The organism is Kitasatospora sp. GP30, assembly GCF_029892145.1.
GTDB classification, from domain to species: domain Bacteria; phylum Actinomycetota; class Actinomycetes; order Streptomycetales; family Streptomycetaceae; genus Kitasatospora; species Kitasatospora acidiphila.
The window spans coordinates 72,551-96,394 of record NZ_JARZAH010000013.1 but is presented as its reverse complement, the minus strand read 5'-3'; the positions used below and the strand labels follow the sequence as shown (position 1 = coordinate 96,394).

The 23,844-nt window shown below is 69.2% G+C and carries 20 protein-coding genes and 2 pseudogenes; 6 read left to right on the top strand and 16 right to left on the bottom strand.

The genetic code is table 11. The features are described 5' to 3' along the window. Positions 1–30: 30 nt before the first annotated feature. Positions 31–768: an SDR family oxidoreductase gene (locus P3T35_RS20340; RefSeq protein WP_101382793.1), complete on the bottom strand. Its 738-nt coding sequence runs from the start codon at positions 766–768 to the stop codon at positions 31–33. A gap of 51 nt (positions 769–819) precedes the next feature. On the opposite strand from P3T35_RS20340, the gene P3T35_RS20335 reads away from it, so the two are divergent. Beyond that, positions 820–1,323, top strand: a complete 504-nt coding sequence (locus P3T35_RS20335) for a MarR family transcriptional regulator (protein WP_101382792.1) — start codon at positions 820–822, stop codon at positions 1,321–1,323. A gap of 7 nt (positions 1,324–1,330) precedes the next feature. Here the strand turns inward: P3T35_RS20335 and P3T35_RS20330 are convergent, their stop codons facing one another. Next, positions 1,331–2,215, bottom strand: coding sequence for an alkaline phosphatase family protein (locus P3T35_RS20330; protein ID WP_101382791.1), 885 nt, complete (start codon positions 2,213–2,215; stop codon positions 1,331–1,333). 186 nt (positions 2,216–2,401) lie between these two features. On the opposite strand from P3T35_RS20330, the gene cobC reads away from it, so the two are divergent. Continuing rightward, on the top strand, positions 2,402–3,829 hold the full coding sequence (cobC, locus tag P3T35_RS20325; RefSeq protein WP_280707119.1) for an Rv2231c family pyridoxal phosphate-dependent protein CobC: 1,428 nt from the start codon (positions 2,402–2,404) through the stop codon (positions 3,827–3,829). Here cobC and P3T35_RS20320 read toward each other — a convergent pair. Next, the gene (locus P3T35_RS20320; protein ID WP_101382789.1) at positions 3,822–4,586 is read right to left on the bottom strand and encodes an MOSC N-terminal beta barrel domain-containing protein; all 765 of its coding nucleotides are present in this window, start codon (positions 4,584–4,586) and stop codon (positions 3,822–3,824) included. The two genes, cobC and P3T35_RS20320, sit on opposite strands and share 8 nt — an antisense overlap. 63 nt (positions 4,587–4,649) lie before the next feature. After that, positions 4,650–5,642, bottom strand: a complete 993-nt coding sequence (locus P3T35_RS20315; RefSeq protein ID WP_280707116.1) for a helix-turn-helix domain-containing protein — start codon at positions 5,640–5,642, stop codon at positions 4,650–4,652. A gap of 69 nt (positions 5,643–5,711) precedes the next feature. Between P3T35_RS20315 and P3T35_RS20310 the strand changes: the two genes are divergently transcribed. After that, positions 5,712–7,046, top strand: coding sequence for an MFS transporter (locus P3T35_RS20310; RefSeq protein WP_218976712.1), 1,335 nt, complete (start codon positions 5,712–5,714; stop codon positions 7,044–7,046). A gap of 68 nt (positions 7,047–7,114) precedes the next feature. Here P3T35_RS20310 and glnII read toward each other — a convergent pair whose 3' ends face one another. The 5 genes and pseudogenes from glnII to P3T35_RS20285 form a co-directional block, all read right to left on the bottom strand. Beyond that, positions 7,115–8,137: a glutamine synthetase gene (glnII, locus tag P3T35_RS20305; RefSeq protein WP_101382788.1), complete on the bottom strand. Its 1,023-nt coding sequence runs from the start codon at positions 8,135–8,137 to the stop codon at positions 7,115–7,117. Positions 8,138–8,323: 186 nt separating this feature from the next. After that, positions 8,324–10,036, bottom strand: coding sequence for a glycerol-3-phosphate dehydrogenase/oxidase (locus P3T35_RS20300; protein WP_101382787.1), 1,713 nt, complete (start codon positions 10,034–10,036; stop codon positions 8,324–8,326). Between the two features lie 42 nt (positions 10,037–10,078). After that, a complete protein-coding gene (gene glpK, locus P3T35_RS20295; protein ID WP_101382786.1) occupies positions 10,079–11,596 on the bottom strand; it encodes a glycerol kinase GlpK in 1,518 nt (505 codons plus the stop codon). An 85-nt stretch (positions 11,597–11,681) separates the two neighbouring features. Further along, the gene (locus P3T35_RS20290) at positions 11,682–12,545 is read right to left on the bottom strand and encodes an MIP/aquaporin family protein (protein ID WP_101382785.1); all 864 of its coding nucleotides are present in this window, start codon (positions 12,543–12,545) and stop codon (positions 11,682–11,684) included. Between the two features lie 191 nt (positions 12,546–12,736). Beyond that, a pseudogene (locus tag P3T35_RS20285) lies at positions 12,737–13,200 on the bottom strand (uracil-DNA glycosylase); the annotation flags it as partial. Positions 13,201–13,289: 89 nt separating this feature from the next. On the opposite strand from P3T35_RS20285, the gene P3T35_RS20280 reads away from it, so the two are divergent. Beyond that, on the top strand, positions 13,290–14,324 hold the full coding sequence (locus tag P3T35_RS20280; RefSeq protein WP_218976711.1) for an SMI1/KNR4 family protein: 1,035 nt from the start codon (positions 13,290–13,292) through the stop codon (positions 14,322–14,324). 137 nt (positions 14,325–14,461) lie between these two features. Here the strand turns inward: P3T35_RS20280 and P3T35_RS20275 are convergent, their stop codons facing one another. Further along, complete coding sequence (locus P3T35_RS20275) at positions 14,462–15,241, bottom strand: hypothetical protein (protein ID WP_101382784.1); 780 nt, start codon at positions 15,239–15,241, stop codon at positions 14,462–14,464. A 107-nt stretch (positions 15,242–15,348) separates the two neighbouring features. Here P3T35_RS20275 and P3T35_RS20270 point away from each other — a divergent pair, with 107 nt between their 5' ends. Then, positions 15,349–15,846 (top strand): GIY-YIG nuclease family protein, encoded by a 498-nt coding sequence (locus P3T35_RS20270; protein ID WP_143676930.1) that lies wholly within the window; start codon positions 15,349–15,351, stop codon positions 15,844–15,846. Positions 15,847–16,139: 293 nt separating this feature from the next. On the opposite strand, the gene P3T35_RS20265 is transcribed toward P3T35_RS20270, so the two are convergent. Both P3T35_RS20265 and P3T35_RS20260 read right to left on the bottom strand, forming a co-directional pair. Then, a complete protein-coding gene (locus tag P3T35_RS20265; RefSeq protein WP_180356637.1) occupies positions 16,140–18,725 on the bottom strand; it encodes a M48 family metalloprotease in 2,586 nt (861 codons plus the stop codon). 38 nt (positions 18,726–18,763) lie between these two features. Next, a complete protein-coding gene (locus P3T35_RS20260) occupies positions 18,764–19,261 on the bottom strand; it encodes a hypothetical protein (protein WP_143676929.1) in 498 nt (165 codons plus the stop codon). Positions 19,262–19,460: 199 nt separating this feature from the next. Here P3T35_RS20260 and P3T35_RS20255 point away from each other — a divergent pair. After that, positions 19,461–19,685: pseudogene (locus P3T35_RS20255) on the top strand (IS4 family transposase); the annotation flags it as partial. A gap of 363 nt (positions 19,686–20,048) precedes the next feature. On the opposite strand, the gene P3T35_RS20250 reads toward P3T35_RS20255, so the two are convergent. The 4 genes from P3T35_RS20250 to P3T35_RS20235 all read right to left on the bottom strand — a co-directional run bounded on the left by P3T35_RS20250 (position 20,049) and on the right by P3T35_RS20235 (position 23,543). Continuing rightward, positions 20,049–20,726, bottom strand: coding sequence for a uracil-DNA glycosylase (locus tag P3T35_RS20250; protein ID WP_101382779.1), 678 nt, complete (start codon positions 20,724–20,726; stop codon positions 20,049–20,051). A gap of 414 nt (positions 20,727–21,140) precedes the next feature. Then, entirely contained in the window at positions 21,141–21,407 is a 267-nt protein-coding gene (locus P3T35_RS20245; protein ID WP_101382778.1) for a Txe/YoeB family addiction module toxin, read from the bottom strand. Beyond that, the gene (locus P3T35_RS20240) at positions 21,404–21,682 is read right to left on the bottom strand and encodes a type II toxin-antitoxin system prevent-host-death family antitoxin (protein WP_180356636.1); all 279 of its coding nucleotides are present in this window, start codon (positions 21,680–21,682) and stop codon (positions 21,404–21,406) included. Before P3T35_RS20240 ends, P3T35_RS20245 begins: the two co-directional genes overlap by 4 nt. Positions 21,683–22,658: 976 nt before the next feature. After that, complete coding sequence (locus tag P3T35_RS20235; RefSeq protein WP_143676927.1) at positions 22,659–23,543, bottom strand: DUF4231 domain-containing protein; 885 nt, start codon at positions 23,541–23,543, stop codon at positions 22,659–22,661. Positions 23,544–23,844 lie beyond the last annotated feature (301 nt).

Sequence of the window (23,844 nt, the reverse complement as noted above, 5' to 3'; positions counted from 1 at the left end):
TCCGCCGCACGGCGGGGCCCTGACGCCTGCTCAGCGGCCGGTGATGGAGCCGCCGTCCAGGTGGAAGACCTGGGCGGTCAGGTGACCGGCGGCCGGGGAGGCGAGGAAGAGCGTGGTGGCGACCACGTCCTCGGGGTGGCCGGCGCGCTTGTTGAGGGACTGGGCCACGTTGTAGGCCAGGCGCTGGGCGGGGATGCCGTCGGGGCCGAAGAAGTCGGTGTCGCTGATGTAGCCGGGAGCGATGACGTTGGCCGTGATGCCCTCGGGGCCGACCTCCTGGGCCAGCGAGAGGTTCCAGTTCTCGATGGCGGCCTTGGCGGCGCCGTAGGAGCCGCTGCCGCCGCGGTGGGCGGCGATCGAGCTGAAGTTGATCACCCGGGCGCCGGGGTTCAGCCGGTCGCGCAGGGCCTCGGTGACCAGCACCGCGGTGAAGAGGTTGGCGTCCAGGTTGGCCTGCCAGCGCGCGGCGAGCCCGGCCAGGCCGGCCTGCGGGGTGAGCGGCGGGCCGGTACGGTCGCGGTTGCCGCCGGCATTGTTGACCAGGACGTCGACCCGCTCGGGCAGGTCCGCCAGCGCCGCCTCGACCTGCGCCGGGTCGGCGGCGTCGAAGGCGACGGCCCGCGCGTTCGCACCCAGCTCGGCGGCGGCCTGGTCGAGCACGTCCTTGCGCCGACCGGTGATCACCACCTGGTCGCCCTGCGCGGCGAAGGCCGCCGCGATGGCCTTGCCGAGCCCCGTGCCGCCACCCGTGACGATGATCTGACGCATGCTGCGCCACTCCCCTCGTTTAGACCTAAACGTCACTGGCACACTAGCACTGTGAGCGCACACGAAGAAGATCTTGCCGAGCGGATTGCCGGCGCCTGGCAGCGGGAGCGGCCCGGGCTGCCGGTGGGGTCGATCCGGATCCTGACCCGGATCCGTCAGGCCGCCAAGCTGCTGACCGACGACCGGCGCCGCACCCTGGCCCTGGTCGCCATGGACGCCGCCACCCTGGACCTGCTGAGCACACTGCGCCGGGCGGGTGCGCCGTACTGCCTGCCCACCCGCGAGCTGGCGGCCCGCTCGCTGATCTCCGCGGGGGCGGTGACCCAGCGGGTGGACCGCGCCGAGGCCGCCGGGCTGGTCGAGCGCCTGCCGCCCGAGCCGGCCGGCCGGGCGGTGCCGGTGCGGCTCACCGAGGCCGGGCGCCTCGCCGTGGACGCCGCGGTCGGCGACCTGCTGCACCATGAGCAGCAGCTGGTGGACCAGGCGCTGAACGCCGACGAGCAGGCGGACCTCGCTCGCCTGCTCGCCAAGTTCCTTGTCGGCATTCAGAACTGATGGATCATCAGTTCCAGATGCCGGTGATGTCGGAGGCGGTGGCCGCGTTGCCCGCGTGGCTGGTCAGGCCGGCCAGATCCTCCAGGGTGCGCAATACGCCGTAGTGGTTGTAGGTGGCGGTGGCACTGCTGCCCGGGATCACGTGCTGGCCGTAGACCAGGGTCGGGATGTGGTTGGCGGAGGTGGTGCTGTCGTCCTCGTCGAACGTGACCACCAGCAGGCTGTTGTGGGTCTGCGCCCAACTGGCGTATGCGCCGAGGTGGTTCTTGACCCAGGAGTCGCTCGTCTTGATCGAGCAGTCGTGCATGTCATCGCAGAGGTTCGGGATGACGAACGACTCCTTGGGCAGCTTCGTGTAGTCGGTCGGGAACTGCGCGAAGGTGTCGGCGGTGTTCAGCGGGACGTTGGCGAAGCCGAACCACGGATTGTGCTTCTGGGCGTACTCGCCACTGCTGCAGGCCGTCGAACCCTGGCTGGGCAGCGACTCGTTGTAGCTGAGCCAGCTCTTTCCGGCGGCCAGCAGCTCGGAGCCCAGGCTGGGCGCGGTCAGCGACTGGACGCCGATGCAGCTGTCGTCGGTGCGGCCCTGGGTGCTGCCGGAGAACAGCGCGTAGTAGTTGGGCTCACTCGGGTGCGTGATGGCGTACGAGTTGGTGAGATTGGCGCCGCCGGCCTTGAGGGTGCCGTTCAGGTACGGGGCGCTGGAGCTGCCGATGATCTGCGAGTAGCCGTGGTTCTCCAGGACCACCACGATCACGTGGTCGGGGGTGGGCAGCCCGGCGGTGGTCGGGTGGCCGGCGGGGGTGGCCTGGGCGCAGCCGGCGCCCGCGGTCAGAGCGGTCAGGGCGGCGGCGGCCAGCGCGGTCAGGGCGCGGCGGGGCAGCGTGGTCATGGCTGATCCTCCGAACGAGGGGACGTGTCAGGGAGAACGTGCCGAACTGTGCGGAGCCTATGAGGTCCATGGTGGCATGGACAGCACAGGCCACATGAAGAAGCGAGGAACGGCACACCACCATCGATTGACTCGTATTCACGCACCGTGATGGGATTTCCCGGCCTGGAGGAAGGAATAACGCGGGTGAGCAGCGAAAACGCGGTTGGCGTGGTGGTAGGGGTCGGCGCGAGCGCCGGGGTGGCGGCTTCGGAGGTGCTCACCCTGATCACCGAGGTACTGGCCGAGGCGGCGCTGCCGGCGGACGCGGTACGGCTGCTCGCCACCGTGGAGGCCCGCGCCACCGAACCCGGACTGCTCGGCACCGCACGGCAGTTGGGGGTGCCGCTGGTCGGGCATCCGGCCGCCGAGCTGGCCGCGGTGGCGGTGCCCAACCCGTCCCCGGCAGTGCTGGCGGCCAGCGGCACCCCGAGCGTGGCAGAGGCCGCGGCGCTGCTCGGCGGCGGCGAACTGCTGGTCGCCAAGCGGAAGTCGGCCCGGTCGACGGTGGCGGTGGCCACGCTGCACGCATCCGAGCACGATCTGCGCCACCACGGGGACGCCGAGGTCCGCCGACCCGGGCTGGTGGATCTGGCCGTCAATGTGCGCGCCGGCACCCCGCCGCAGTGGCTGCGCTCCGCGCTGGCCGACACCATGGGCGAGCTCGCCGCCTACCCGGAGCAGAGCACGGCCCTGGCGGCGGTGGCGGCCCGGCACCGCCGCCCCGAGTCGGAGGTGCTGCTCACCTCCGGTGCGGCGGAGGCCTTCGTGCTGCTGGCCCGCACCGTCCGACCCCGGCACGCCGTGGTGGTGCACCCGCAGTTCACCGAGCCGGAGGCGGCGCTGCGGGACGCCGGGGTCGACGTGCACCGGGTGCTGCTGCGGCCCGAGGACGGCTTCCGGCTCGCCGCCGGCGCGGTGCCGGAGGGCGCCGACCTGGTGGTGATCGGCAACCCGACCAACCCCACCTCGGTGCTCCACCCGGCCGCCGCCTTGGTCGAACTCGCCCGTGCCGGACGGACGTTGGTGGTGGACGAGGCGTTCATGGACACCGTACCCGGGGAGACCGAGTCGCTCGCCGAGCTGCGCCGACTCCCGGGCCGGGTCGTGGTGCTGCGCAGCCTCACCAAGACCTGGGGGCTGGCCGGCCTGCGGATCGGCTACGTCCTCGGCCCGGCCGGGCTGATCGCCGAGCTGGCGGCCGCCCAGCCGCTCTGGCCGGTCTCCTCCCCCGCCCTGCGAGCCGCCGAACTGTGCAGCGGCGAGCGGGCGTTGGCCGAGGCCGAGGCGGCCGCCGCCGAGCTGGCCGAGCATCGGGCCTATCTGCTGGCGCAGTTGGGCCGGTTCCCGCAGATCCGGGCGCACGGCACCCCGGCCGCGTCCTTCCTGCTGATCGAACTGCCGGGCGCCGCCGACGTCCGGGAACGGCTGCGCACGGCCGGCTACGCGGTGCGGCGCGGCGACACCTTCCCCGGCCTCGGCCCCGGCTGGCTGCGCCTGGCGGTGCGCGACCGGGCCACCACCGACGGGTTCGTCGCGGCGCTCGGCCGGGTGCTGGGCGCGGCGGTCAACTGACCAGGCGCACCTGGTCGCCGACCCGGATCCGACCGGCGGCCGGCACCTGGGCGTAGACGCCCGCACACGGGAACTCGGCCATGCCCGGCAGCGGGACCAGCCGGTTGTGGCGGGCCGGGATGCGCAGTGCGTCCGGGTAGGGGTCGAGATGGCCGTGCCGCAGCGTCGGGACGGCGCAGCGCGGGGTGGCGGCGATGATCTCCAGCTCAAGCTGACCTATCGTCAACTTCTTTCCGAGCCAGTCGTTTTCGACGAACCCGGGGTCACCGGGTGTCTCGATCACCAGGTTGGGGCGGTAGCGGGGGGCGGCGGTGCCGACCCGCTCCAGAGTGGCGGTGCTGACCAGATGGAGCGGGGCGAAGTCGAAGAAGGTGCCGGCCCGCAGTCGGCTGACGTCATGGGCGACCTCGGCCAGCGGTCCGGCGGACAGCACCTCCTCGGGGCGGGCCCGGTCGATGGTGGCGTCCTGCGGCGGTGTGCCGGTGAGCAGCACCTCGCGGCCGAGCAGCGCGGAGAGCTCGGTGGCGACGCTGCCGACCACCGCCGAACGCAGCGCCCGCGCCGCCTGCCCGGTGAGCAACTCGCGCCAGAGCCTGGGCTGCTTGGCGCTGACCACCTTGCCGGTGGCCACATCGACCAGCGCGAACCGCCGGTCCCCCGCCACCCCGCGCTCGGTCACCTCCGCCGTCCGCAACCGCTCCCCCGGCATCGACTTCACCGGATACCGCCACAGTTCCCGTACCACCCCGACGATCATCCGGGCAGCCTACGCCGACCAGGGTCCCCGGGCACCCGGGTACCCGCGGGGGGCGAGCGCCCGTCAGCCCGCCGCTGCCAGCAGGGAGTCGGCCAGCTGGGTGCGCTGGTAGAGGACGGAGCGGCCCAGGCGCTGGGAGGCGACGATGCCGGCGGCACGCAAGGCGGTGAGGTGCTGGGAGACGCCGCCGGCGGACATGCCGGTGCGGTGCGAGAGTTCGGTGGTCGAGGCGGGGGCGGCGAGTTCGGCCAGCAGCAGCGCGCGGGAGCGGCCCAGCACGGCGGCGACCGCCTCCGGCACCTGCGCGGGCCCCTGCTCCCAGAGCAGGGCGACGCCGCGGCTCGGGTAGCAGAGCTGCACCACCTCGCTCGGCCGGTTGACCATCATCGTGGTGGTGGGCCCGACGAACGCCGACGGCACCAGCAGCAGCCCGCGCCCGGCCAGGCTGCCGGAGGTGCCGCAGCAGGACACCGGCAGCGTCAGCTTCTCCCCGCACCACTCCACGCTGGAGTGCAGCCCGCGCAGCACCCCCGCCGACCCCTCGGCCGCGAACCGGCGCGACTGGTGCAGCACATCGCCCTCCAGCACGGTGCGCAGCCGCGTCCAGTGCGGGGCCAGCGCGGCCTGCCAGTAGCCGCGCACCTCGTCGAGCAGCTGCGGCAGTACGGCCGCCGGGGCCTGGTGGAAGGCGCGCACCCGGGGCGTCCAGACGGCGAGCCGCGCCAGGTCGGCGCGGACCCGCTCGGGGCTCGTCCACGCCACCACCGCCAGCTCGGCCTCCAGCGCCTGCTCGGGCTGGGCGCTCGGGGTGGCGGTGCCGGGCGGCGGGTTGAGGAAGTCGGGCAGGTAGCCGTGCACCGGGATCAGGTCGGCCAGCAGGCCGGTGCCCAGCCCGGCGGCGGCCAGCTCGGTCCTGGCCTGCGCGGCCCAGCGGCGGTGCAGCGGGCTGACGGTGCGCCGGGTCAGCAGCCGATGGCTGGTCACCACCTCCCAGAGCGGCGAGAAGGCCAGCCGGGTGTGGGCCAGATCACGGGCCGAGAAGGCGAGTTCCAGCACGTGTCCCCCGTGGATTCGGCTGTGGCTGAATGAATGGTGCAACGGTAGCGCCAGGCCGACGATTCCCGCATGACCTCAACTCTCACTCCCTGCCCCGCCCGCCCCACCAGCACCGTTTCGACGACCAGCACCGTCTCAACGACCAGCACCGTTTCGACGACCAGCGCCGTCTCAACACCCAGCACAGCCTCGACGACCAGCGCCGTCTCAACACCCAGCGCCCCCGCCGTCCACGCGCTCCGCGCCCGGTTCGCCGGCTTCGGCGCCCCGTTCTGGGTGGTGATCAGCGGCACCGCGGTCAACCGGATCGGCAACATGGTGCTGCCGTTCCTGGTCTTCTATCTGGGGTCCCGACATATCGCCACCGACCGGATCCCGTTCGTCCTGGGCGCGTTGGGCGCCGGCGGACTCTGCGGTCCGGTGCTCGGCGGTCTGCTGACCGACCGGTTCGGCAGCCGGGTCGCGATGGTGTCCGGCATGCTGGCCACCGCCGCCAGCCAGGGCTTGCTGTTCGTGGCGCCCAACCTGGCCACCCTGGTGCTGGCGACCCTGGCGCTGGGCGCGGGCGGCACCCTGCACATGCCGGGGGCCGGCGCGGTGGTGGCTAGCGCGGCGCAGGGTGAGCGGCGCCGGGTGGCGTTCGGGCTGTTCCACTGGTCGATCAACGTCGGCACCGCGGTGGCCGGGGCGATCGGCGGCTTCCTGGCCGAACACGGCTACGGCCTGCTGTTCGCGCTGGACGCCGCGACCTGCCTGGCGTACGCGCTGCTGGTCGCCACCCGGCTGCCGCGCGGCACCAAGCGGTCGGGGCAGCAGGCCCGCGGCGGTTACGGCGTGGTGCTGCGGGACCGGCTGCTGCTGGCCCTGCTCGCGCCGGTGGTGATGGGCGAGGCGATCTACGGGCTCACCGAGTTCAGCCTGCCGCTGGCGATCCGCGACCACGGCCTGCCGCCCACCGTCTTCGGCCTGGCCGCGGTGGTGAACGCGGCTCTGGTGGTGGCCCTGCAGCCGATCGCCTCGGTCTGGCTGACCCGGTTCGATCGCGGCCGGCTGTGGGCGGTGGCCTGCACCTTGATCGCGCTCGGGGTGGCGCTGACCGGAGTGGCGAGCAACGCCTGGGAGTTCGCACTGACCGTGGTGGTGTGGAGCCTGGGCGAGGTCGCCGGCAGCGGCCTCTACGCCTCGATGGTGGCCGACCTGGCTCCCGAGGACGCGGTGGGCCGCTACCAGGGCGCGGCGGGCTGGGGGCGCGGCCTGGCCCGCTTCGGGTCGCTGCTGCTCGGCTCGGCCGCCTACGCGGTGCTGGGTGCGGCCGTGCTGTGGTGGACGGCGCTGGCGGTGGGGCTGGCGGGCGCGGGGCTGGCGCTGCTGGTGGGCGCCAAGGTCCGGGCCCGCACCAGCTGACCGGCGGCAACGCAACGGCCGCCCGTCCCCAAGGGACGGGCGGCCGGAGCTCGTTCAGCGCGGCGGGATCAGACCTGGCCGGCCTTCTCCAGCGCCGAGCAGCAGGTGTTGACCAGCAGGCGGGTCACCACGTACGGGTCGATGTTGGCGTTCGGGCGACGGTCCTCGATGTAGCCCTTCTTCTCCACCTCGACCTGCCACGGGATGCGGACCGAGGCACCGCGGTCCGAGACGCCGTAGGAGTAGACGTTCCACGGGGCGGTCTCGTGCTTGCCGGTCAGGCGGGACTGGATGTCGTCACCGTACTGGTTGACGTGCTCCATGACCTTCTCCTGCGACTCGCCGAGCGACTCGCAGGCGGTGATGATCGCGTCGTAGCCCTCGCGCATCGCCTTGGTGGAGAAGTTGGTGTGGGCACCCGCGCCGTTCCAGTCGCCACGGGCCGGCTTGGCGTCCAGGGTGGCGTCGATGCCGAACTCCTCGGCGGTGCGGTAGAGCAGGTAGCGGGCGACCCACATGTCGTCGGACACCTGCAGCGGGCTGACCGGGCCGATCTGGAACTCCCACTGGCCGGGCATGACCTCGGCGTTGATGCCGCAGATGGCCAGGCCGGCGTCGAGGCAGCGGTCCAGGTGCAGCTCGACGATCTCGCGGCCGAAGACCTCCTCGGCACCGACGCCGCAGTAGTAGCCGCCCTGCGGGGCCGGGAAGCCGCCCTCCGGGAAGCCGAGCGGGCGGGAGCCCTTGAAGAAGGTGTACTCCTGCTCGATGCCGAAGATCGGCTCCTGGGCGGCGAACTGCTCGGCGATCGGACGCAGCAGGGCGCGGTTGTTCGACGGGTGGGGGGTGCCGTCGATCTCCATGACCTCGCACAGCACCAGGATGTGCTCACCACCGCGGATCGGGTCCGGGTAGACCTTGACCGGCTGCAGCACCCGGTCCGAGGCGTGGCCCTCGGCCTGGTTGGTCGACGAGCCGTCGAAGCCCCAGGTCGGCACGTTGTCAGCGGACTTCAGGACCCGGGTCTTGGAGCGGAGCTTGGCGGTGGGCTTGGTGCCGTCGATCCAGATGTACTCGGCCTTGATAGCCACGGGTTACCTCACGTACTCGGTGGTGGGTGCCCCCGTAATCTCGCAAACCGCCGTTTCCCGGGTGTTCCTCTTATGTAACCGGCATGTGAACCAACCGTCCGAGTTCACCTCCTCACGTTACGCAAGTGGAACCGCGGGCGCAGAGTGCGGGCGTCGCGCCCCCGCAGGGCAACAGCTGCCCGGCGTTCAGCTCAGCGGCACGATCTCCGGGGCGCCGAGCCGTACCGCGTCCGCCGTCAGGTCGTCCGGCTGGTGCTGCGCCTCGCGCTCGGCCTCGACCCGCTTGAGGTAGTGGTCGACCTCGCGCTCGATCTGCTCCGGGCCCCAGCCGAGCGGGCCGGCCATCAGCTCGGCGACCATGCGCGCGGAGTCCACGCCGCGGTCCCAGGTCTCGATCGAGATCCGGGTGCGCCGGGCCAGCACGTCGTCCAGGTGCCGGGCACCCTCGTGCGTGGCCGCGTAGACGGCCTCGACCCGCAGGTAGTCGTCGGCGCTCGGCAGCGGCTCGCCGAGCGAGCGGTCCTCGGCGACCATCGCGAGCAGCTCGTACACGAGCGAGCCGTACCGGCGCAGCAGGTGCTCGATCCGGGCGACGTGCAGGGCGGACTGCTCGGCGAGGGTGTGCCGGGCGTTCCAGATCGCGTGGTAGCCATCGGCGCCGATCAGCGGGACGTCCTGCGTGGTGCTCGGCGGGACCTTCTCGTCCAGGTTGCGCACCGCCTCGTCCACCGCGTCCTTGGCCATCACCCGGTACGTCGTGTACTTGCCGCCCGCGACCACGACCAGACCTGGGACGGGGTGCGCGACCAGGTGCTCGCGGGAGAGCTTGCTGGTCTCGGCGGCCTCGCCGGCCAGCAGCGGCCGCAGCCCCGCGTAGACGCCCTCGACGTCCTCCGGCGTGAGCGGGGTCACCAACACCTTGTTGACGTGTTCCAGCAGGTAGCCGATGTCGCTGGAGCTGACTGCCGGGTGGGCCTTGTCCAGATCCCACGCGGTGTCGGTGGTGCCGACGATCCAGTGCCGGCCCCACGGGATGACGAAGAGCACGCTCTTCTCGGTGCGCAGGATCAGCCCGGTGCGGGAGTTGATCCGGTCGCGCGGCACCAGCAGGTGGACGCCCTTGGAGGCCCGGACGTGGAACTGGCCGCGGGTGCCGGCCATGCTCTGCGTGTCGTCGGTCCACACGCCGGTGGAGTTGATCACCTGCTTCGCCCTGACCTCGAACTCCTGCCCGCTCTCCAGGTCCCGGACCACCGCGCCGACGACCCGCTCGCCCTGCCGCAGGAACCTGGCGACCCGGCTGCGGTTTGCCACCAGCGCGCCGTAACAGGCCGCCGTACGCACGATGTTGACGGTGTGCCGGGCGTCGTCCACCTGCGCGTCCCAGTACTGGACGGCACCGACCAGGGCGTCCGAGCGCAGCGCCGGCGCCTCGCGCAGCGCCTGCCGCTTGAGCAGGTGCCGGTGGTGCGGCAGGCCGCGCGCGGTGCCGGAGGTGATCCCCATCGTGTCGTAGAGCAGCACGCCGGCCCCGACGTACGGTCGCTCCCAGATCCGGTGGGTCAGCGGGTAGAGGAACGGCACTGGGCGGACCAGGTGCGGGGCGAGCCGCTGGATCAGCAGGCCGCGCTCCTTGAGAGCCTCGGCGACCAGGCGGAAGTCGAGCATCTCCAGGTAGCGCAGGCCGCCGTGGATCAGCTTGCTGGAGCGGCTGGAGGTGCCGGACGCCCAGTCGCGGGCCTCCACGAGTCCGACGCTCAGGCCCCGGGTGACCGCGTCGAGGGCCGAGCCCGCGCCGACCACGCCACCCCCGACCACCAGCACGTCGAGCTCGCGCTCCGCCATCCGGGTGAGCGCCTCGGCCCGGGCCCGCGGGGAAAGCGGCACTGACCTCGCCATGGGCTAGCCCTTCTTTCTCTCGTTGAGGTGCTACTTGGCGTACTACTTGACGTCGACCCAGTCGAGGGTGCGCTGCACGGCCTTCTGCCACCCCGCGTACCCCTCGGCCCGCCGCTCCTCGGTCCACGAGGGCTCCCAGCGTTTCGACTCCTGCCAGTGCAAGCGCAGTTCGTCCTCGTCCCGCCAGAAGCCGGTAGCCAGGCCGGCCGCGTACGCGGCGCCGAGCGCGGTGGTCTCGGCGACCACCGGACGGCTGACCGGGACGCCGAGCACGTCGGCCTGGGTCTGCATGCACAGGTCGTTGGCGGTCACCCCGCCGTCCACCTTGAGCACGTCGAGGTGGACGCCGGAGTCCTGCTCCATCGCCTCGACCACGTCCCTGCTCTGGTAGCAGATCGCCTCCAGCGTGGCCCGGGCCAGGTGCCCGTTCGTGTGATACCGGGCCAGGCCGACGATCGCGCCGCGGGCGTCGGAGCGCCAGTAGGGCGCGAAGAGCCCGGAGAAGGCGGGCACGAAGTAGACGCCCTCGCTGTCGTCCACCGTGCGGGCGAGCCGCTCGACCTCCGGGGCGCTGTCGATGATCTTCAGCTGGTCCCGCAGCCACTGGACGGCCGAGCCGGTGACCGCGATCGAGCCCTCCAGCGCGTACACCGCCGGGCTGTCGCCGAACTGGTAGGCCACCGTGCTGAGCAGGCCGTGCCGTGAACGGACCAACGTGGTACCGGTGTTGAGCACCAAGAAGTTGCCGGTGCCGTAGGTGTTCTTCGCCTCGCCGGGCGCGAAGCAGACCTGCCCGACGGTCGCCGCGTGCTGGTCACCGAGCACCCCCGTGATCGGTACGGCTGTGCGCAGCGGCCCCGAGGTGCGGGCGGTGCCGTACGCCCCGGCGTGCGAGGACGGGCGGATCACCGGCAGCATCGCGCGCGGAACGCCGAACAGCGCCAGCAGTTCGTCGTCCCAGTCCAGCGTCTCCAGGTTCATCAGCATGGTGCGGCTGGCGTTGGTCACGTCGGTCGCGTGGATCCCGCCTTCCGGGCCGCCGGTGAGGTTCCACAGCACCCAGCAGTCGGTGGTCCCGAAGATCGCGTGGCCCTGCTCCGCGTCCGCCCGGACGCCCTCGACGTTGTCCAGGATCCACTTGATCTTGCCGCCGGAGAAGTACGTGGCCGGCGGCAGCCCGGCCTTGCGGCGGATCACCTCGCCGTGCCCGTCGCGCTCCAGCGCGGCCGCGATCGAGTCGGTGCGGGTGTCCTGCCAGACGATCGCGTTGCAGTACGGTCGGCCGGTGCGCCGGTCCCAGACGACCGTCGTCTCACGCTGGTTGGTGATCCCGATCGCCACCAGGTCGGCCTGCGACAGGCTGCCCTGCCGGAAGGCGTTCTGCATCACCGAGTTGGTCCGCTCCCAGATCTCCACCGGGTCGTGCTCCACCCAACCGGGGCGGGGCAGGATCTGGGTGTGCTCCAACTGGTGCATCGCCACCTGGTTGCCGGCGTGGTCGAAGATCATGAATCGCGAGCTCGTGGTCCCCTGGTCCACCGCTCCGACGAACTCTGGCATGGCTGCCGCCTCTGCTTCTGTGCTTCCGCTTCCGCTCTCGCGTCCGCCGGGTGGGGCTGGTACTGCCGGCCGGTACGAATACGACTCAGTCGATCGGCTTGATCGGCTCGATCGGGGCCCGGCCGGGCTCCGCGGGCCCCTCGGCCCCGAGATGGGGAGTGACCAGGTAGCGGTACGCGACACCGCCGACCAGACAGCCGATCAGCGGGCCGACGATCGGCACCCAGAAGTACAGGTGGCCGTACTGGTCCCGCCAGGCATGCGAGTATCCGGTGAGGTAACTGGCCAGGCGCGGTCCGAAGTCGCGGGCCGGGTTGATCGCGTAGCCCGCGTTGGTGCCCCAGGCCATGCCGATTCCCACCACGATGAGGCCGACGATGAACGGGCCCAGGTTGGCTTCGGGCGGCGTGTTGAGCACGTCGGTCACCGCGAGCACCAGGAAGACCAGGATGGCGGTGCCGATGACCTGGTCGCGCAGCGCACCCCAGTCGCTGACCGGAGCCGTGCCGTTGCCCGGGAGGGTGGAGAAGACGACCTGGGTCTTGAGGGTGTGGCCGGGATCGACCTTGTTCAGCACCTCGGTGTAGTTCCAGCGCACCAGCAGCGCCGCGACGAACGCCCCGGCGGTCTGTGCCAGCACGTACGGCAGCACCTTGCGCCACTCGAATCCCTTGAAGACGGCGAGCGCGACGGTGACCGCCGGATTGAGGTGGGCTCCGCTGATCCGAGCGGCCGTGTAGATACCGAACGTGACACCGAGGCCCCAGGCCCAGGAGATGCTGTCGTGGTTGCCGATGCCGCCGGCGACCACCTGGGCCACCACGCCGGCGCCGAAGAGGATCAGGATCATCGTGCCGGCGAACTCCGCGCTGAGTTCACCGAGCAGTCTTCGGGTGGAACTGTGCGTGGCCCTGCTCGCGCTCGGCGTCTTTCCCGTGTTCTCCGTCATGGAATCCGATTCCCGTCGACCGGGGTCACCCGTGAAGGCTGTACGCGACCCAGCCTCTGCGAGAAACGGTACGGTGGCCTGCGGAGACGGCCGTTCGAGCCACAGACGCTCGGGCTTGCGGGGGTCGCTCGGCGTCGGTCAGACGGTGGCGGCCGCATCCGGCTCGGCGTGCTCGGCGGGCTCGTGAATCCTCAACCGGCCTGAGGCAGTCGCCAGTCCACCGGCTGCGCGCCCTGCTTGACCAGCAGCTCGTTGGCCCGGCTGAACGGCCGGGAGCCGAAGAAGCCATAGCTCGCCGACATCGGGCTCGGGTGCGCCGACTCGACCGCCGGCACCTGCCCGAGCAGCGGGCGCAGGTTGCGGGCGTCGCGCCCCCACAGGATCGCCACCAGCGGGCCGCCCCGGGCCACCAGGGCGCGGATCGCCTGCTCGGTGACCTCCTCCCAGCCCTTGCCCCGGTGCGCGGCCGGCTTGCCGGGCGCCGTGGTCAGCGCCCGGTTCAGCAGCAACACCCCCTGCTGCGTCCACGGCGTCAGATCGCCGTTGCCGGGCGGCGGGCAGCCGAGGTCCTCGCCCATCTCCCGGTAGATGTTGATCAGGCTGCCGGGCAGCGGCCGCACCTCGGGCGCACCGAGAAACTCAGGCCCACCGCGTGTGCGGAGCCCAGATCCGATAGCCGCACCGCCACGATCGCGTCTGGGCGCGAACATACAATCGCCGCAGGAGTTGGTGCAGGAGGGCACAGTGGGACATTTCGAGGGCTTCGACGTCGCCGGGTTCTGGGACGACTCGGCGTACGCGCTGAAGGAGTACGTGGAGGAGGCTCCGCCCTCACGGGAGTTGATCAAGTCGTTGGAGGAGGAACTCGGCGGGTACCGGCTGCCCGACTCCTACATCGCGCTGATGAGCGCGCACAATGGCGGCATTCCGACCCGGGTCTGCTTCACCATGGCTGAGCCGACCTCCTGGGCCGACGACTACATCGAGATCACCGGTATCCGGGGCATCGGGCGGACCCGGTCGTACTCGCTCGGCGGCGAGTTCGGCAGCCTGTTCTGGATCGACGTGTGGGAGTATCCCGACATCGGTGTCTACTTCGCCGACACACCCTCGGCCGGCCACGACATGCTCGCTCTCGACTACCGCGCGTGCGGCAGGCACGGCGAGCCGGCCGTCGTGCACGTCGACCAGGAGAACGACTTCGCGATCACCTTGGTCGCGGAGAACTTCGAGGCGTTCATCACGGGCCTGATCGACGAGTCCGTCTACGACTCCTCGGAGCAGGACCGGCTCGCCGCCCTGGCCGCGGTGCGCGACGGCAGCTTCTCCCCGGTCCTACTGCGTGCCTTCCGCGAGGTCGCGGACGTCCTGCCCGACGCGGACCGGCGAATGCGAGCGCTCGCCGAGGCCATCGTGCGTGACAAGGGGTTCTTCGCCCTGCACGCCGACGCGCGCTCCAAGCTGATGTACGACTACCTGTTCTGGCTGTTCACCAGCTTCAACCAGGTCGACTCCTTCGAACGGTACGTCAGGACGCCTTCGCAGCACGAGCGTTCCTATGCGCGACCGGACTACGAGCTCATGATCGCTTTCGACCTCGCTTCCGAGCCGTACGGCTTCCGCACCGGCGGATACGCTCCCGGCTACCTCGGCGACTGGTGGAACTCCCGTATCGCCTCGGGCCACATCGTCGAGACCGCCGATGGCCACCGGTTGACCGACGCCGCCATCTCCACGCTGCTCGACGAACTCGCCGTCGTGGCTGGAGAGAATGGGTAGCCGTACTCCGCTGCACGACGGCATACCCTGCGGGGATGCCGGCTCCCGAGCCGCCACCCTGGTGATGTTCTTCAGGCTCGTTGAGTCCGACCGGGCGTGATGGCGGCGCCCGGTGGCGCAGGCGAGTACGGCAGGTCTCAGGTTCCCGGCAGGTTAACGAGGTACCCGTCGCGGGAGTCCCCGCGCATGGAGCGTGCCAGGTCAGCGACATGTCGCGCCTGGGCAGCGGACAGGCGGCGCGCCTCCCACAGCAGCGTCGCGGCGTCCACCGCCTCTGGGGCTGGGGGCGGTGGTAGCTCACGCAGAACAACACCCGCCAGCGCGGCCACTTCGCGGATGTCGATCCCCAGCAGGGTGGCGAAGTCGGTCACCAATCGGGGCGTCAACTCCTTGCGGCCGGAAGCGATCACACCGTACATGGCAGCCGACAGGTACGTGGGCGTCACGACCGCCAGGGTCTTCGCCATACCCATCCAGTTCAGGTTGCGGTACTGGAGCATCCGGATGACCTGACCGCCGGGACTGTCAGCGAGGGGTGCGAGCCTCTTCGGGGCGAAGCCGGAGAGACGTTCCTCCTGCGGCAGTGAGCACATGAGCTGCAGGAGTTCATGCCGTCCTGGCGCCGGGAGGTGCACCGCATCCATCACCACGTACGGCACCCACCGCTCGGCCGCCGCGTCCAGGGGCGCCAGGTCTTCCGGGACGACCAGCCCCGCGAGGATGAACAGATCGACGGCGTGGAAACCCAGCCCCGGCGCGAGCCGTCGGAGCAAGCCCTCGCCGGGGGTCTCCCCCGCGAGTACCGCTCGGACCTCGTCCGGGGTCAACCCAGCACGGTCAGCCAGCTCCTGCACGCCGAGCTCTCCATGGTCCAGCAACCGCGCCAGCATCGAGCCGAACCCGGGGAATTCCGTCATGGCCGCAGCCTAAGGGCTGTCCCGTAACTGCTGATCACAAGCGAGAGAAGGCCGCGTTGTCAGTGTCGAGTGAGAGCATCGACCGCCTACAGGTTCAGAGTTGAGGGGTGAATGTGCGTTACCGGGCACGGGCGGGGGCAATCATCAACCTGGCGGACGGTACGGTGATGGACTCGCCGCTGGCAGTCACGCACGACAGGTACCGTCAGCGGGACGATGTCGGGTATGTGTATGCGCTGGTGCACCCCACTGAGCGAACCACCTATCGGTACATCGGGCAGACCGTGCGCCCGGTAATCAGACTGCAGGAGCACGCCCGCGGGCGGGGTGCCGTCGTCACCGAGACCCTGGTGCAGAATCACTGGGCGGGCGAGACCATCGACATGGTCGTGCTCCGCGAAGGGGTGTACTGGCTGCACTTGGAGATAGCGGAGATGGCGTGCATCGTGGATGCGATCCGTGCTGGCCACCCGGTGCTCAACGTGCTCCATGAGCGATTCCGCTGGCCTGACCAACCATTGCAGGGTCTGGTGAGCTGCACACCGTTCCAGTTGCCTCCTGCCCCGGGCTTCGTCACGCCGAAAGCGGAACCTGACGCCCCGTAGATACTGGCCGCAAGTGAGATGATCTCGCCGTGGCTGGTGTGGCCACGGCGTCGGAGCCGTCCTCGATAGCCTCGTTTACTAGGTACCTTCACGGCAGCCACCCCCCGCTGCCGCTACATGGGCCGCTATTGCAGGTCAGCTATGGCGCGCAGGTGTTCCAGCGGCCTCGGTGGCCGCCCGTAAGCACCATGTTGCCGACAGCCGCTCCGACGTAGCGGAAATCCGGTTTCGGCAAATGCGGGCTACGTTCGGCGATGAAGAGTGAGCCGCCGCGGCCAGTCGAGGGGCGCCAGTCATGGGTGCGCCGTCATGGAATGGATGAGCTCACTCTCGAAAATGGAAAACGACGAACTGGCCTGCTGGGCAGCGGTTGCCGCGTTCTTGTCGTCCCCCTCGCGGCAGTCGATGACGGCCTTAGCCGAGAGCGCCAGGACCGTGCGCCATGCCTGTTGCGCCGCATCGTCCGGGATACGAGGGTATTCGGCGGCCGTGCTGACCTCGTCGTTCAGGAGGGCGCACTTCGCAACGGTGGGATCCGGGCTGTACGTGAGCAAGGTGAAATACAAGTCAATCATGTGGCCTTTACCGCCCAGATCCAGCCACCTGCTCACGAAGAAGGCCGCCTCCTGAGCGGAGTCGGGTGCGTCGGCGTGCGTCGGAAACGGGATACTGGTGTCACCATGCGAGCCCGCGGTGACGGTTGACACGCTGAAGAGGCACAGGGCCGTGGCAAGCACCGTTGAGAGGGCCACATAGGTGGCTCTGCGTGCTCGGCCGTGCGCGGATGAGGTGGCAAGGCTCGGGGCTCTGCGGAACGACAGTCCGAGGATCATGCCCAGCGTGCCAAGCACGGCCGCATAGACCGTCAGCGTTGCATACGCATAGGCGAACAGCAGGGGCGTCGGTGCCTTCGGGCACGTGAGCGCGCTCAGCCCCGGCCCCGGCAGGCAGCCAGCCACCGCATAGTCGAGAAGGGCTACCGGCACGACCGGGACCATGGTCACCCAGGCGGCCGCGAGCGCGAGGACGGGGCGAGAACGAGCGGTGAGGATAGCGGCAAAGAGCATTGCGATGAACCCCGGTACCACCAGAGCAAGAAGCAACGCAAGAAGTGCCGCTTCCCCGGACGAAACTGTGGTCGAGCGGAGAGTGACGGCGCAGGCGCTGGTCACGAGCGCGCCGCCGAGTCCGCAGCACAGACCATTGCGGACGGCCCAACGTACCGTGGACAGATCGCGATGGCTGCGTACTGCGATACCCAGAACGGGCATCGCGCACACCAGATTGACTCCCACCAGTGTCGGCCAGTCATGGACCAGCATGGTCACCAACGGATTCGACACCAGCTCGTTTCCCACTGTGATGAGAACGCCCAACTTGCCTGACACGTCGGCAGTCCCGGCATGGTAGTGGTAAACGAATGCCAGCCCCTGAGGCCAGTCCGGCAGGAACCACCACGACGCGAAGGCGCGCAGGACCAGGATCGCCGGAATCACTGTGAACGGCAGCATCCAGGCCCGGACCCGAAAACCGTCGTCAAGCCAACTGGAGGCGCATGCGACGGTCCAGCCGCCGATCGCGGTCACCACGAAGGCGAACACGACGCTGCCCAACAGGACTATCGGGCTGCCGAAGCCACCTGAGAAGCCCAGCAGGGACATCGTATTCGTTCCTGTGACCACACCGGCGCCCAATGCGACCCCCGGAAGCAGAAAGGCGCGGACCGGCGCGCCCGCAAGTGCCGCAAAACCCGCCGCACGCCAGGCGGTCACACCAAGCACGGCACCGATCAGCACTGGTCCGGCCCATGACGGTACTGTGGAAGTAGACCCGGCGACCATGGACAGAAAATAAGACGGAACCATCAAGTGGTGGGCCGTCAGACCGATTCCGGCACCGGTGGCGAAGAGCGTTGCCGCCTCCGGTCGGGCCGCCCAGGTGGGGTCGGTGAGGACGCGCTGACGAATACTCGCCGGTGGGTGCAGTCCTGACCAGCGCCGCCACCAGGGCACTTGCTGCACTCTGAGGATCCGAAGCGCCCGCTCGCTCGGGAGCCACGTGTTCGCGCGCAGGTCGGCCTCGACTTCACGGGAGCGCAGCACGGCGTTGCGGCTGAGGTAGACCAGTGCTGCCAGCAGCGCGAGACCCAGCAACGAACTCACTGCCTGCGAGCGGAACTCAGGGGAGGCGGTGCCGTACACCAGGATGCGGATGAACGGGGCGGCTGCCACCGCGAGGAACGCTCGCCACACAGCCACCGTCAGTCCCGTGATACCGATGTCCCGATTTCGCACGTGGGCCAGCTCATGCAGAACGACTGTCTCAAACGCGGCGCGATCGGAGCCCCTCAGGGCGATCAAGCCGCCGCGCAGACAGACCCGCGGGCGACGGGCGTGCCCGAAGGAGAACCCACTGCGAGCGCCATCCAGGGGCTCCACCAGGAACAGCGGGGGCACGGCGAGGCCGGCTGTGTGGCACAACCGGAGCAAATCCTGATGCAGGGAATCGCTCGCCGCGGTGACCGTCAGCCTCCTAAGGCCGCGTCTCCGGATCGTCCAGTACGGTCGCAACCAGTAGATCGCCGCACTCGTCAACAGCAGGGCCACTGTGCCGGACAGTACATACCACCCAACGACCGACACTGTGGCGGACATGCACTTGTTGTACAGCTCTTGACCATGGAGTGCATCGGCCAGCGTCGGTTCCTGCCCCGGGGCCAAACGCGCGGGCGCGCCCTTGAGGACAGAACAGCCCCTGTCCTGCTTCAACCATCCAATCTGGGGCCCCAGCGTGAACGGGATTGTCAGGACCGCGGAAGACAGGCTCAGCACGACCAGGACGGCAAAGCGCATGGTGGTGCCCGACGGCAGGCGCAGCACCAGGCGAGCGTGATCGGATCGCCTCGTTCCCGAAGGTGTCATTCGGGCTGTGACTCGTTTCGCAACGCGGCCAGCAGCGCCTCGACCAGTTCGTTCGTCCGATCGTCGTCGAGACCTAGTTCGCTACTGCGAAGCTGGGCCAGCCTCGCCACTTCGACCAGGTCCTCCGGGGTCAGTCGCGCCAATCGGTCTGCGTTCACGGCCTCGGCCTCCGGTGACCGCCTCCACCGCTGGCGCAGGGAACCCCACACGGTGACGCTCCGGCGTGCCACCGCCTGCCCGGCTTGGTCGGAGAGATGCTGCACTACGCTAGCGACCACCGCTACCACAACCGGGCTGACCAAACTCGCGGCTTCGGCCAAGCCGTATCCCAGCATGTCGTCCGTGGTTCGACGCCGACGCCTCAGCCGCACCCGGTCGAAGTACGCGTCACACGTCGCAGGGAGGAAAGCGAGTTCCTCCGGTGCCATGACGGTAACTACTTCTCGAGTCAGCAGCTCAACGGCAGTTGCCGTCTGCTCGCCGGAGGGGCTCACGACACGATGCTGAACTGATCCCAGCCCATCCGGCGAACCTGACTGCGGGACTGACTCCATGACCACCAACTCCACCTGATCACAGCACATATGAGGCGCCATCACTATATGAGCACTGCCGCGCGGCCCGGCAGCAAACGAGGAATTAACGTCGGAGCTGAGCTTGCTCGAAGCGGATCGCAGGAGCCGCCGCGACTCCGTGGTCGTGCGGGTCGTCGAATACACCCTGCCCCGCACTGGCGACGCGACCGTCTACCGGCTGGTCACCACCATCCTCGATCCCGGGCAGGCGCTGGCTCCCGGACTGGCCGCGCTCTACACCCAGCGATGGGAGATCGAGACCACGCTGGAGGGCCTGGACCTCGACCGGCTGTCCTTCACCCGCAGTCTGCGGGTCGTACGCCGCCAGGTCCCTGCCCAGGCGGCGCTTTCCCCCGGCAGACTCGCCCGCGCACTGATCCGCACCCTGGCTGATCGGAGAGCGACTCCTACCCGAACGGCGTCAGCGATCCTGCCCGCGAGTCATCAAACGCAAAACGTCCAACTGGCCCCTGAAACGGCCCGAAACATCGCGACTGGCCGCCACCCGCTCCGGCAATCGTCACGATCACCGGACCAGGCACGACTTAAATCACCGGCATTGGACCTAAGCCAGCTGGAGCCACACTCGATCACGTGCAAGCCGACCTTGATCGCAGCGCGCACCTGCTGGATCCCCTCCGGCCACCGCTAGTCAGGTTGCACCCGCTATGGGGCCAGAAACATGCCTTTGTGGGAGTTTGGGACCCTACGGAATTCGCCAGTCCACGGGTTGGCTGCCCTGCTTGACCAGCAGGTCGTTGGCGCGGCTGAACGGGCTGGAGCCGAAGAAGCCGTAGCTCGCCGACATCGGGCTCGGGTGCGCCGACTCGATCGCCGGCACCTGGCTGAGGAGCGGGCGCAGGTTGCGGGCGTCGCGCCCCCAGAGGATCGCCACCAGCGGGCCGCCGCGGGCCACCAGGGCGCGGATGGCCTGTTCGGTGACCTCCTCCCAGCCCTTGCCCCGGTGCGCCGCCGGCTTACCGGGGGCCGTGGTGAGTGCTCGGTTGAGCAGCAGAACGCCCTGCTGGGTCCACGGGGTGAGGTCACCGTTGCTCGGCGGCGGGCAGCCGAGGTCCTGGCCCATCTCGCGGTAAATGTTGACCAAGCTGCCGGGAAGGTTCCGCACCTGCGGGTCGACCGCGAAGCTCAAACCGATGGCCATGCCCGGGGTGGGGTACGGATCCTGGCCAACGAGCAGGACCCGCACCTCGTCGAAGGGCTGCTGGAACGCCCGGAGAATGTTCGGGCCGGCGGGAAGGTACGTCCGCCCCGCGGCGACCTCCGCACGCAGGAAGTCACCCATCGCGGCAACCCGCCCCGCCACCGGCTCCAGGGCCTTCGCCCAACCCGGCTCGACGAGCTCGCTCAACGGCCGCGCGCTCATCGCGAACCCCCCACGTGCGTCAGGGCAGCAGCCGTGCCCGCTACTCCTCGTCCTCCTCCTCGCCTAGGCGATCGAGGAGCTCCCGCAGTACAGTCGTGGGCACGACGGGCGCGCTCTCGACCCAGTGCTCCACCCACTCCGCAACCGTCATCATGCGAGCCATCCCGTCGTTCCGAAACCAGTGTTCTCGGAACTCCCGCATGGGCGGAGCCCAGATCCGATCACCGCACCAACACGTTCGCGTCCAGGCGCAGCGCCGACTCCGCCGTTCACCGCGCCGTTGACGGCGAAGGGGGCGCTGGTGCCGGCGGGGGCTCCGGGCTTGGCACCGACCTTGTCGGTGTTGGGGTAGCTGGCGTTGTCGAGCGGAGACCAGAATTGAGACCACCCGCGTCTCTCTGCTGGTCTCAGGCTCTACTTGCCGTAGTGGTAACGACACGCGATGACGCATATGGTGTCGACCTGCTCGTCAAGGATGTAGACCAGGCGGTGTTCGTGATCGATCCGGCGGGACCAGGCCCCGGCGAGCTCGTGCCGCAAGGGTTCAGGTTTGCCGATGCCCTCGTTGCCGTTCCGGCGGATGTCGTCGATCAGCAGATTGATGCGCTTGAGGAGGCGGCGATCGTCCGCCTGCCAAGACAGGTAGTCGCTCCAGCCGCGCTCGGTGAACTGGACCTTCACGCGCTCTGCTCGGTGAGGTCCTCGGGGTCGATCAGTTCGCGGGCCACCGCACGGCCCTCCCGGTACTCCCGCAGGGAGCGGCGAAGGTGGTCGGCGTTGGCCGGGGAGCGCAGCAGGTAGTCGGTCTCGCGGAGCGAGGCGTACTCGGCCAGGGAGACGACAACCAGCGGCTCGTGGCCGGCGCGGGTGATGACGAGCTCTTCGGCGTCGCTCTCAACGGCATCGAGCGCGGCGGCGAGATTGCCGCGGAGCTCGGTGGCACTCATCGTCTTCATGCCGTACAGAATAACGTACGTTCATCGAGCGGGCCAAGGGGTAATGACGAGGACCCCGGCCACAGCCGGGGCACATCCACCGACTCAACCGAGGCGCGGGTTGCCAAGGTGGTCTTCCGTTGGGCCTCGGCGGTTGCCGGGATGGCAGTAGTTGCGGTGATCACGCTGTGAGCGGTGCCAGTCGATATGGAGCATCGTCGACCTCGCGATGTGCAGCGACGTGAAGGCGGCAGGCCGAGGAACAAGTGGCCCAGAACCCGACCGGGCCGCCCTCATGTCGAAGGCCCCGACCGCTAGAAACCGCCCAGTGCGGTCGGGGCCTTCGTTTGCCCGGCTGGGCAGAGGCGGAGGATGCGAGATTCGAACTCGTGAGGGGTTGCCCCCAACATGCTTTCCAACTGTCCGTCCGGCTGTCCGGGGACGGCCGGCCGTGGTACTGACCTGCGCTGGAGCGGGCGCCGGACAGGCCTTGAACGAGGTTGGACGGGGGTGAACGCAACCAAAACTGAAACCAGGGCAGGGTCTGGCTTGCTGAGTGCTCCCCAGCTTGGGTCACCCAGGGTGGGTACCTCGGCTGGCTGCGACCGCGATGGCCCGGTGCTCGGCCGGCAACTCCCACTCCACGACATGAAGCTCCGCCCGTTCAACGGCTTCGCGTGTCACGCCCATGCTGGCCAGTGGGGTTGCACCATGGCGCTCGATCCATGTGAGGCGCCGACGCTGCTCGACAACGCCCAGGGCGGCCCAGGAATCTAGCGTGACTCCCGGCGCTGGCATGCCTAAGGCCTTCATTCGGGCCGCGACGTTGTGGACGTATGGGAGCTCGGACGGGGACCGCGCCAGGGCTACTAGGCACCAGGCAGTTGCGTACGGAATCGAGCCGTGGGCTGCCATCAGGCGGCGAGTTCGCCAATGCTGGATCGGCGCGAGTAAGAATCGTAGCTGCTGCCACTTCATTACATGAACCCTGCAGCCATCAGCTGGCATGCTCCTCGCTCGCCGAACTGGATTGCTCGAGCTGCAGTTCCCGCTTCCGCTGCTCCTCCTTCAGACGTTCGACGTAGCGAGCGAACATCCGCAGCCGGTCGTCCTCGGAGAGGTGACTATTCGAATCGCTTCCGGCGTATTCGTCGAGCATGAACTGAGAAGCGTTGTAATGCTTCTCGATTTCATCGGCGGTCGATTGAAGGTTGTAGCCGCGTTCCCGAAACTTGAAGTATCCGGTTACGCCTGCAGAAATTCCCACAAATCCACTGAGGGAGGCGGCCCCGAGCCTCAGTGCGATGCTGTTTCCATTGTTCATGGCGGTGAGCGACGACGTCACGATCGATCCGGTGATGATGATCACCTGAAAGAAGTTGTGGACTCGGCGGTTCCTGTTGGCGCCCCTCCGGTACTGGTCGATGATCTCCAGTGAAGCTTCGCGGTAGATCCGCAGACCCGAGGGGGAGTCGAGCGGGAGCCGGGCTGCGGCGGTCTGGCGGTCCTGCAGGGCATTGCGAAGCTCGCCGGACTTGGTGGTGATTTCCTGGCGTTTGATCCAGAAGAGTCGGCCCATCGCAGCCCACAGGGCGGTGACGATCACCAGCCCCGCATACCTTGTGAACGACGGCTGCGTGATCCAGAGGCCGATGATCACGGTATAGCCCAGCAGGAAGGCCAGAGCAGTCGCGCCGAGCATGCTTAGCAAGAAGATGCGTTGGAGGGTGCGGGCTCCGCGGAGATCGACCTCTAGCTGGTCAAACTCCTTGACCTTCCCCCGGTAATCCTCCTGAAGACGCCGTTCCTGCTCTGACGTCAAACTCGGCCGATAATCAGACCGACTAGGCTCGCCACTAGAAAAACCTGCATCCGCCGTCACGGACTCCCCTTGCCTCGCTGAACATATCGGAGAATAAGGCGCCGATCATTGGCGAGCAAGGGGGTCAGGCGCGAGGTAAGCCCACGTGAAGAATCTTCGAAAAATATTGCTAGAGCCGCTGAAACATTCGATCCGCCATGAGGTCATTGAGGTCCAGATGGACCAAGGCTTACTTTGGATTTAGGCATATTGTCGAGAGTATGGGAGGGAGTCGGCTGGTGAGCGGGAGACCTGGACGGATCCGGTCGGTGGGGCGGGGAACAGACGAAGGCCCGGACCGCTGAGCGGTCCGGGCTGACGT

Coding starts and splice junctions, on each gene's coding strand:
- P3T35_RS20340 (WP_101382793.1), bottom strand. CDS start 768: ATGCGTCAGATCATCGTCACGGGTGGCGGCACGGGGCTCGGCAAGGCC.
- P3T35_RS20330 (WP_101382791.1), bottom strand. CDS start 2,215: ATGACCACGCTGCCCCGCCGCGCCCTGACCGCGCTGGCCGCCGCCGCC.
- P3T35_RS20320 (WP_101382789.1), bottom strand. CDS start 4,586: ATGATCGTCGGGGTGGTACGGGAACTGTGGCGGTATCCGGTGAAGTCG.
- P3T35_RS20310 (WP_218976712.1), top strand. CDS start 5,712: ATGACCTCAACTCTCACTCCCTGCCCCGCCCGCCCCACCAGCACCGTT.
- P3T35_RS20300 (WP_101382787.1), bottom strand. CDS start 10,036: ATGGCGAGGTCAGTGCCGCTTTCCCCGCGGGCCCGGGCCGAGGCGCTC.
- glpK (WP_101382786.1), bottom strand. CDS start 11,596: ATGCCAGAGTTCGTCGGAGCGGTGGACCAGGGGACCACGAGCTCGCGA.
- P3T35_RS20290 (WP_101382785.1), bottom strand. CDS start 12,545: ATGACGGAGAACACGGGAAAGACGCCGAGCGCGAGCAGGGCCACGCAC.
- P3T35_RS20275 (WP_101382784.1), bottom strand. CDS start 15,241: ATGACGGAATTCCCCGGGTTCGGCTCGATGCTGGCGCGGTTGCTGGAC.
- P3T35_RS20250 (WP_101382779.1), bottom strand. CDS start 20,726: ATGAGCGCGCGGCCGTTGAGCGAGCTCGTCGAGCCGGGTTGGGCGAAG.
- P3T35_RS20240 (WP_180356636.1), bottom strand. CDS start 21,682: ATGAAGACGATGAGTGCCACCGAGCTCCGCGGCAATCTCGCCGCCGCG.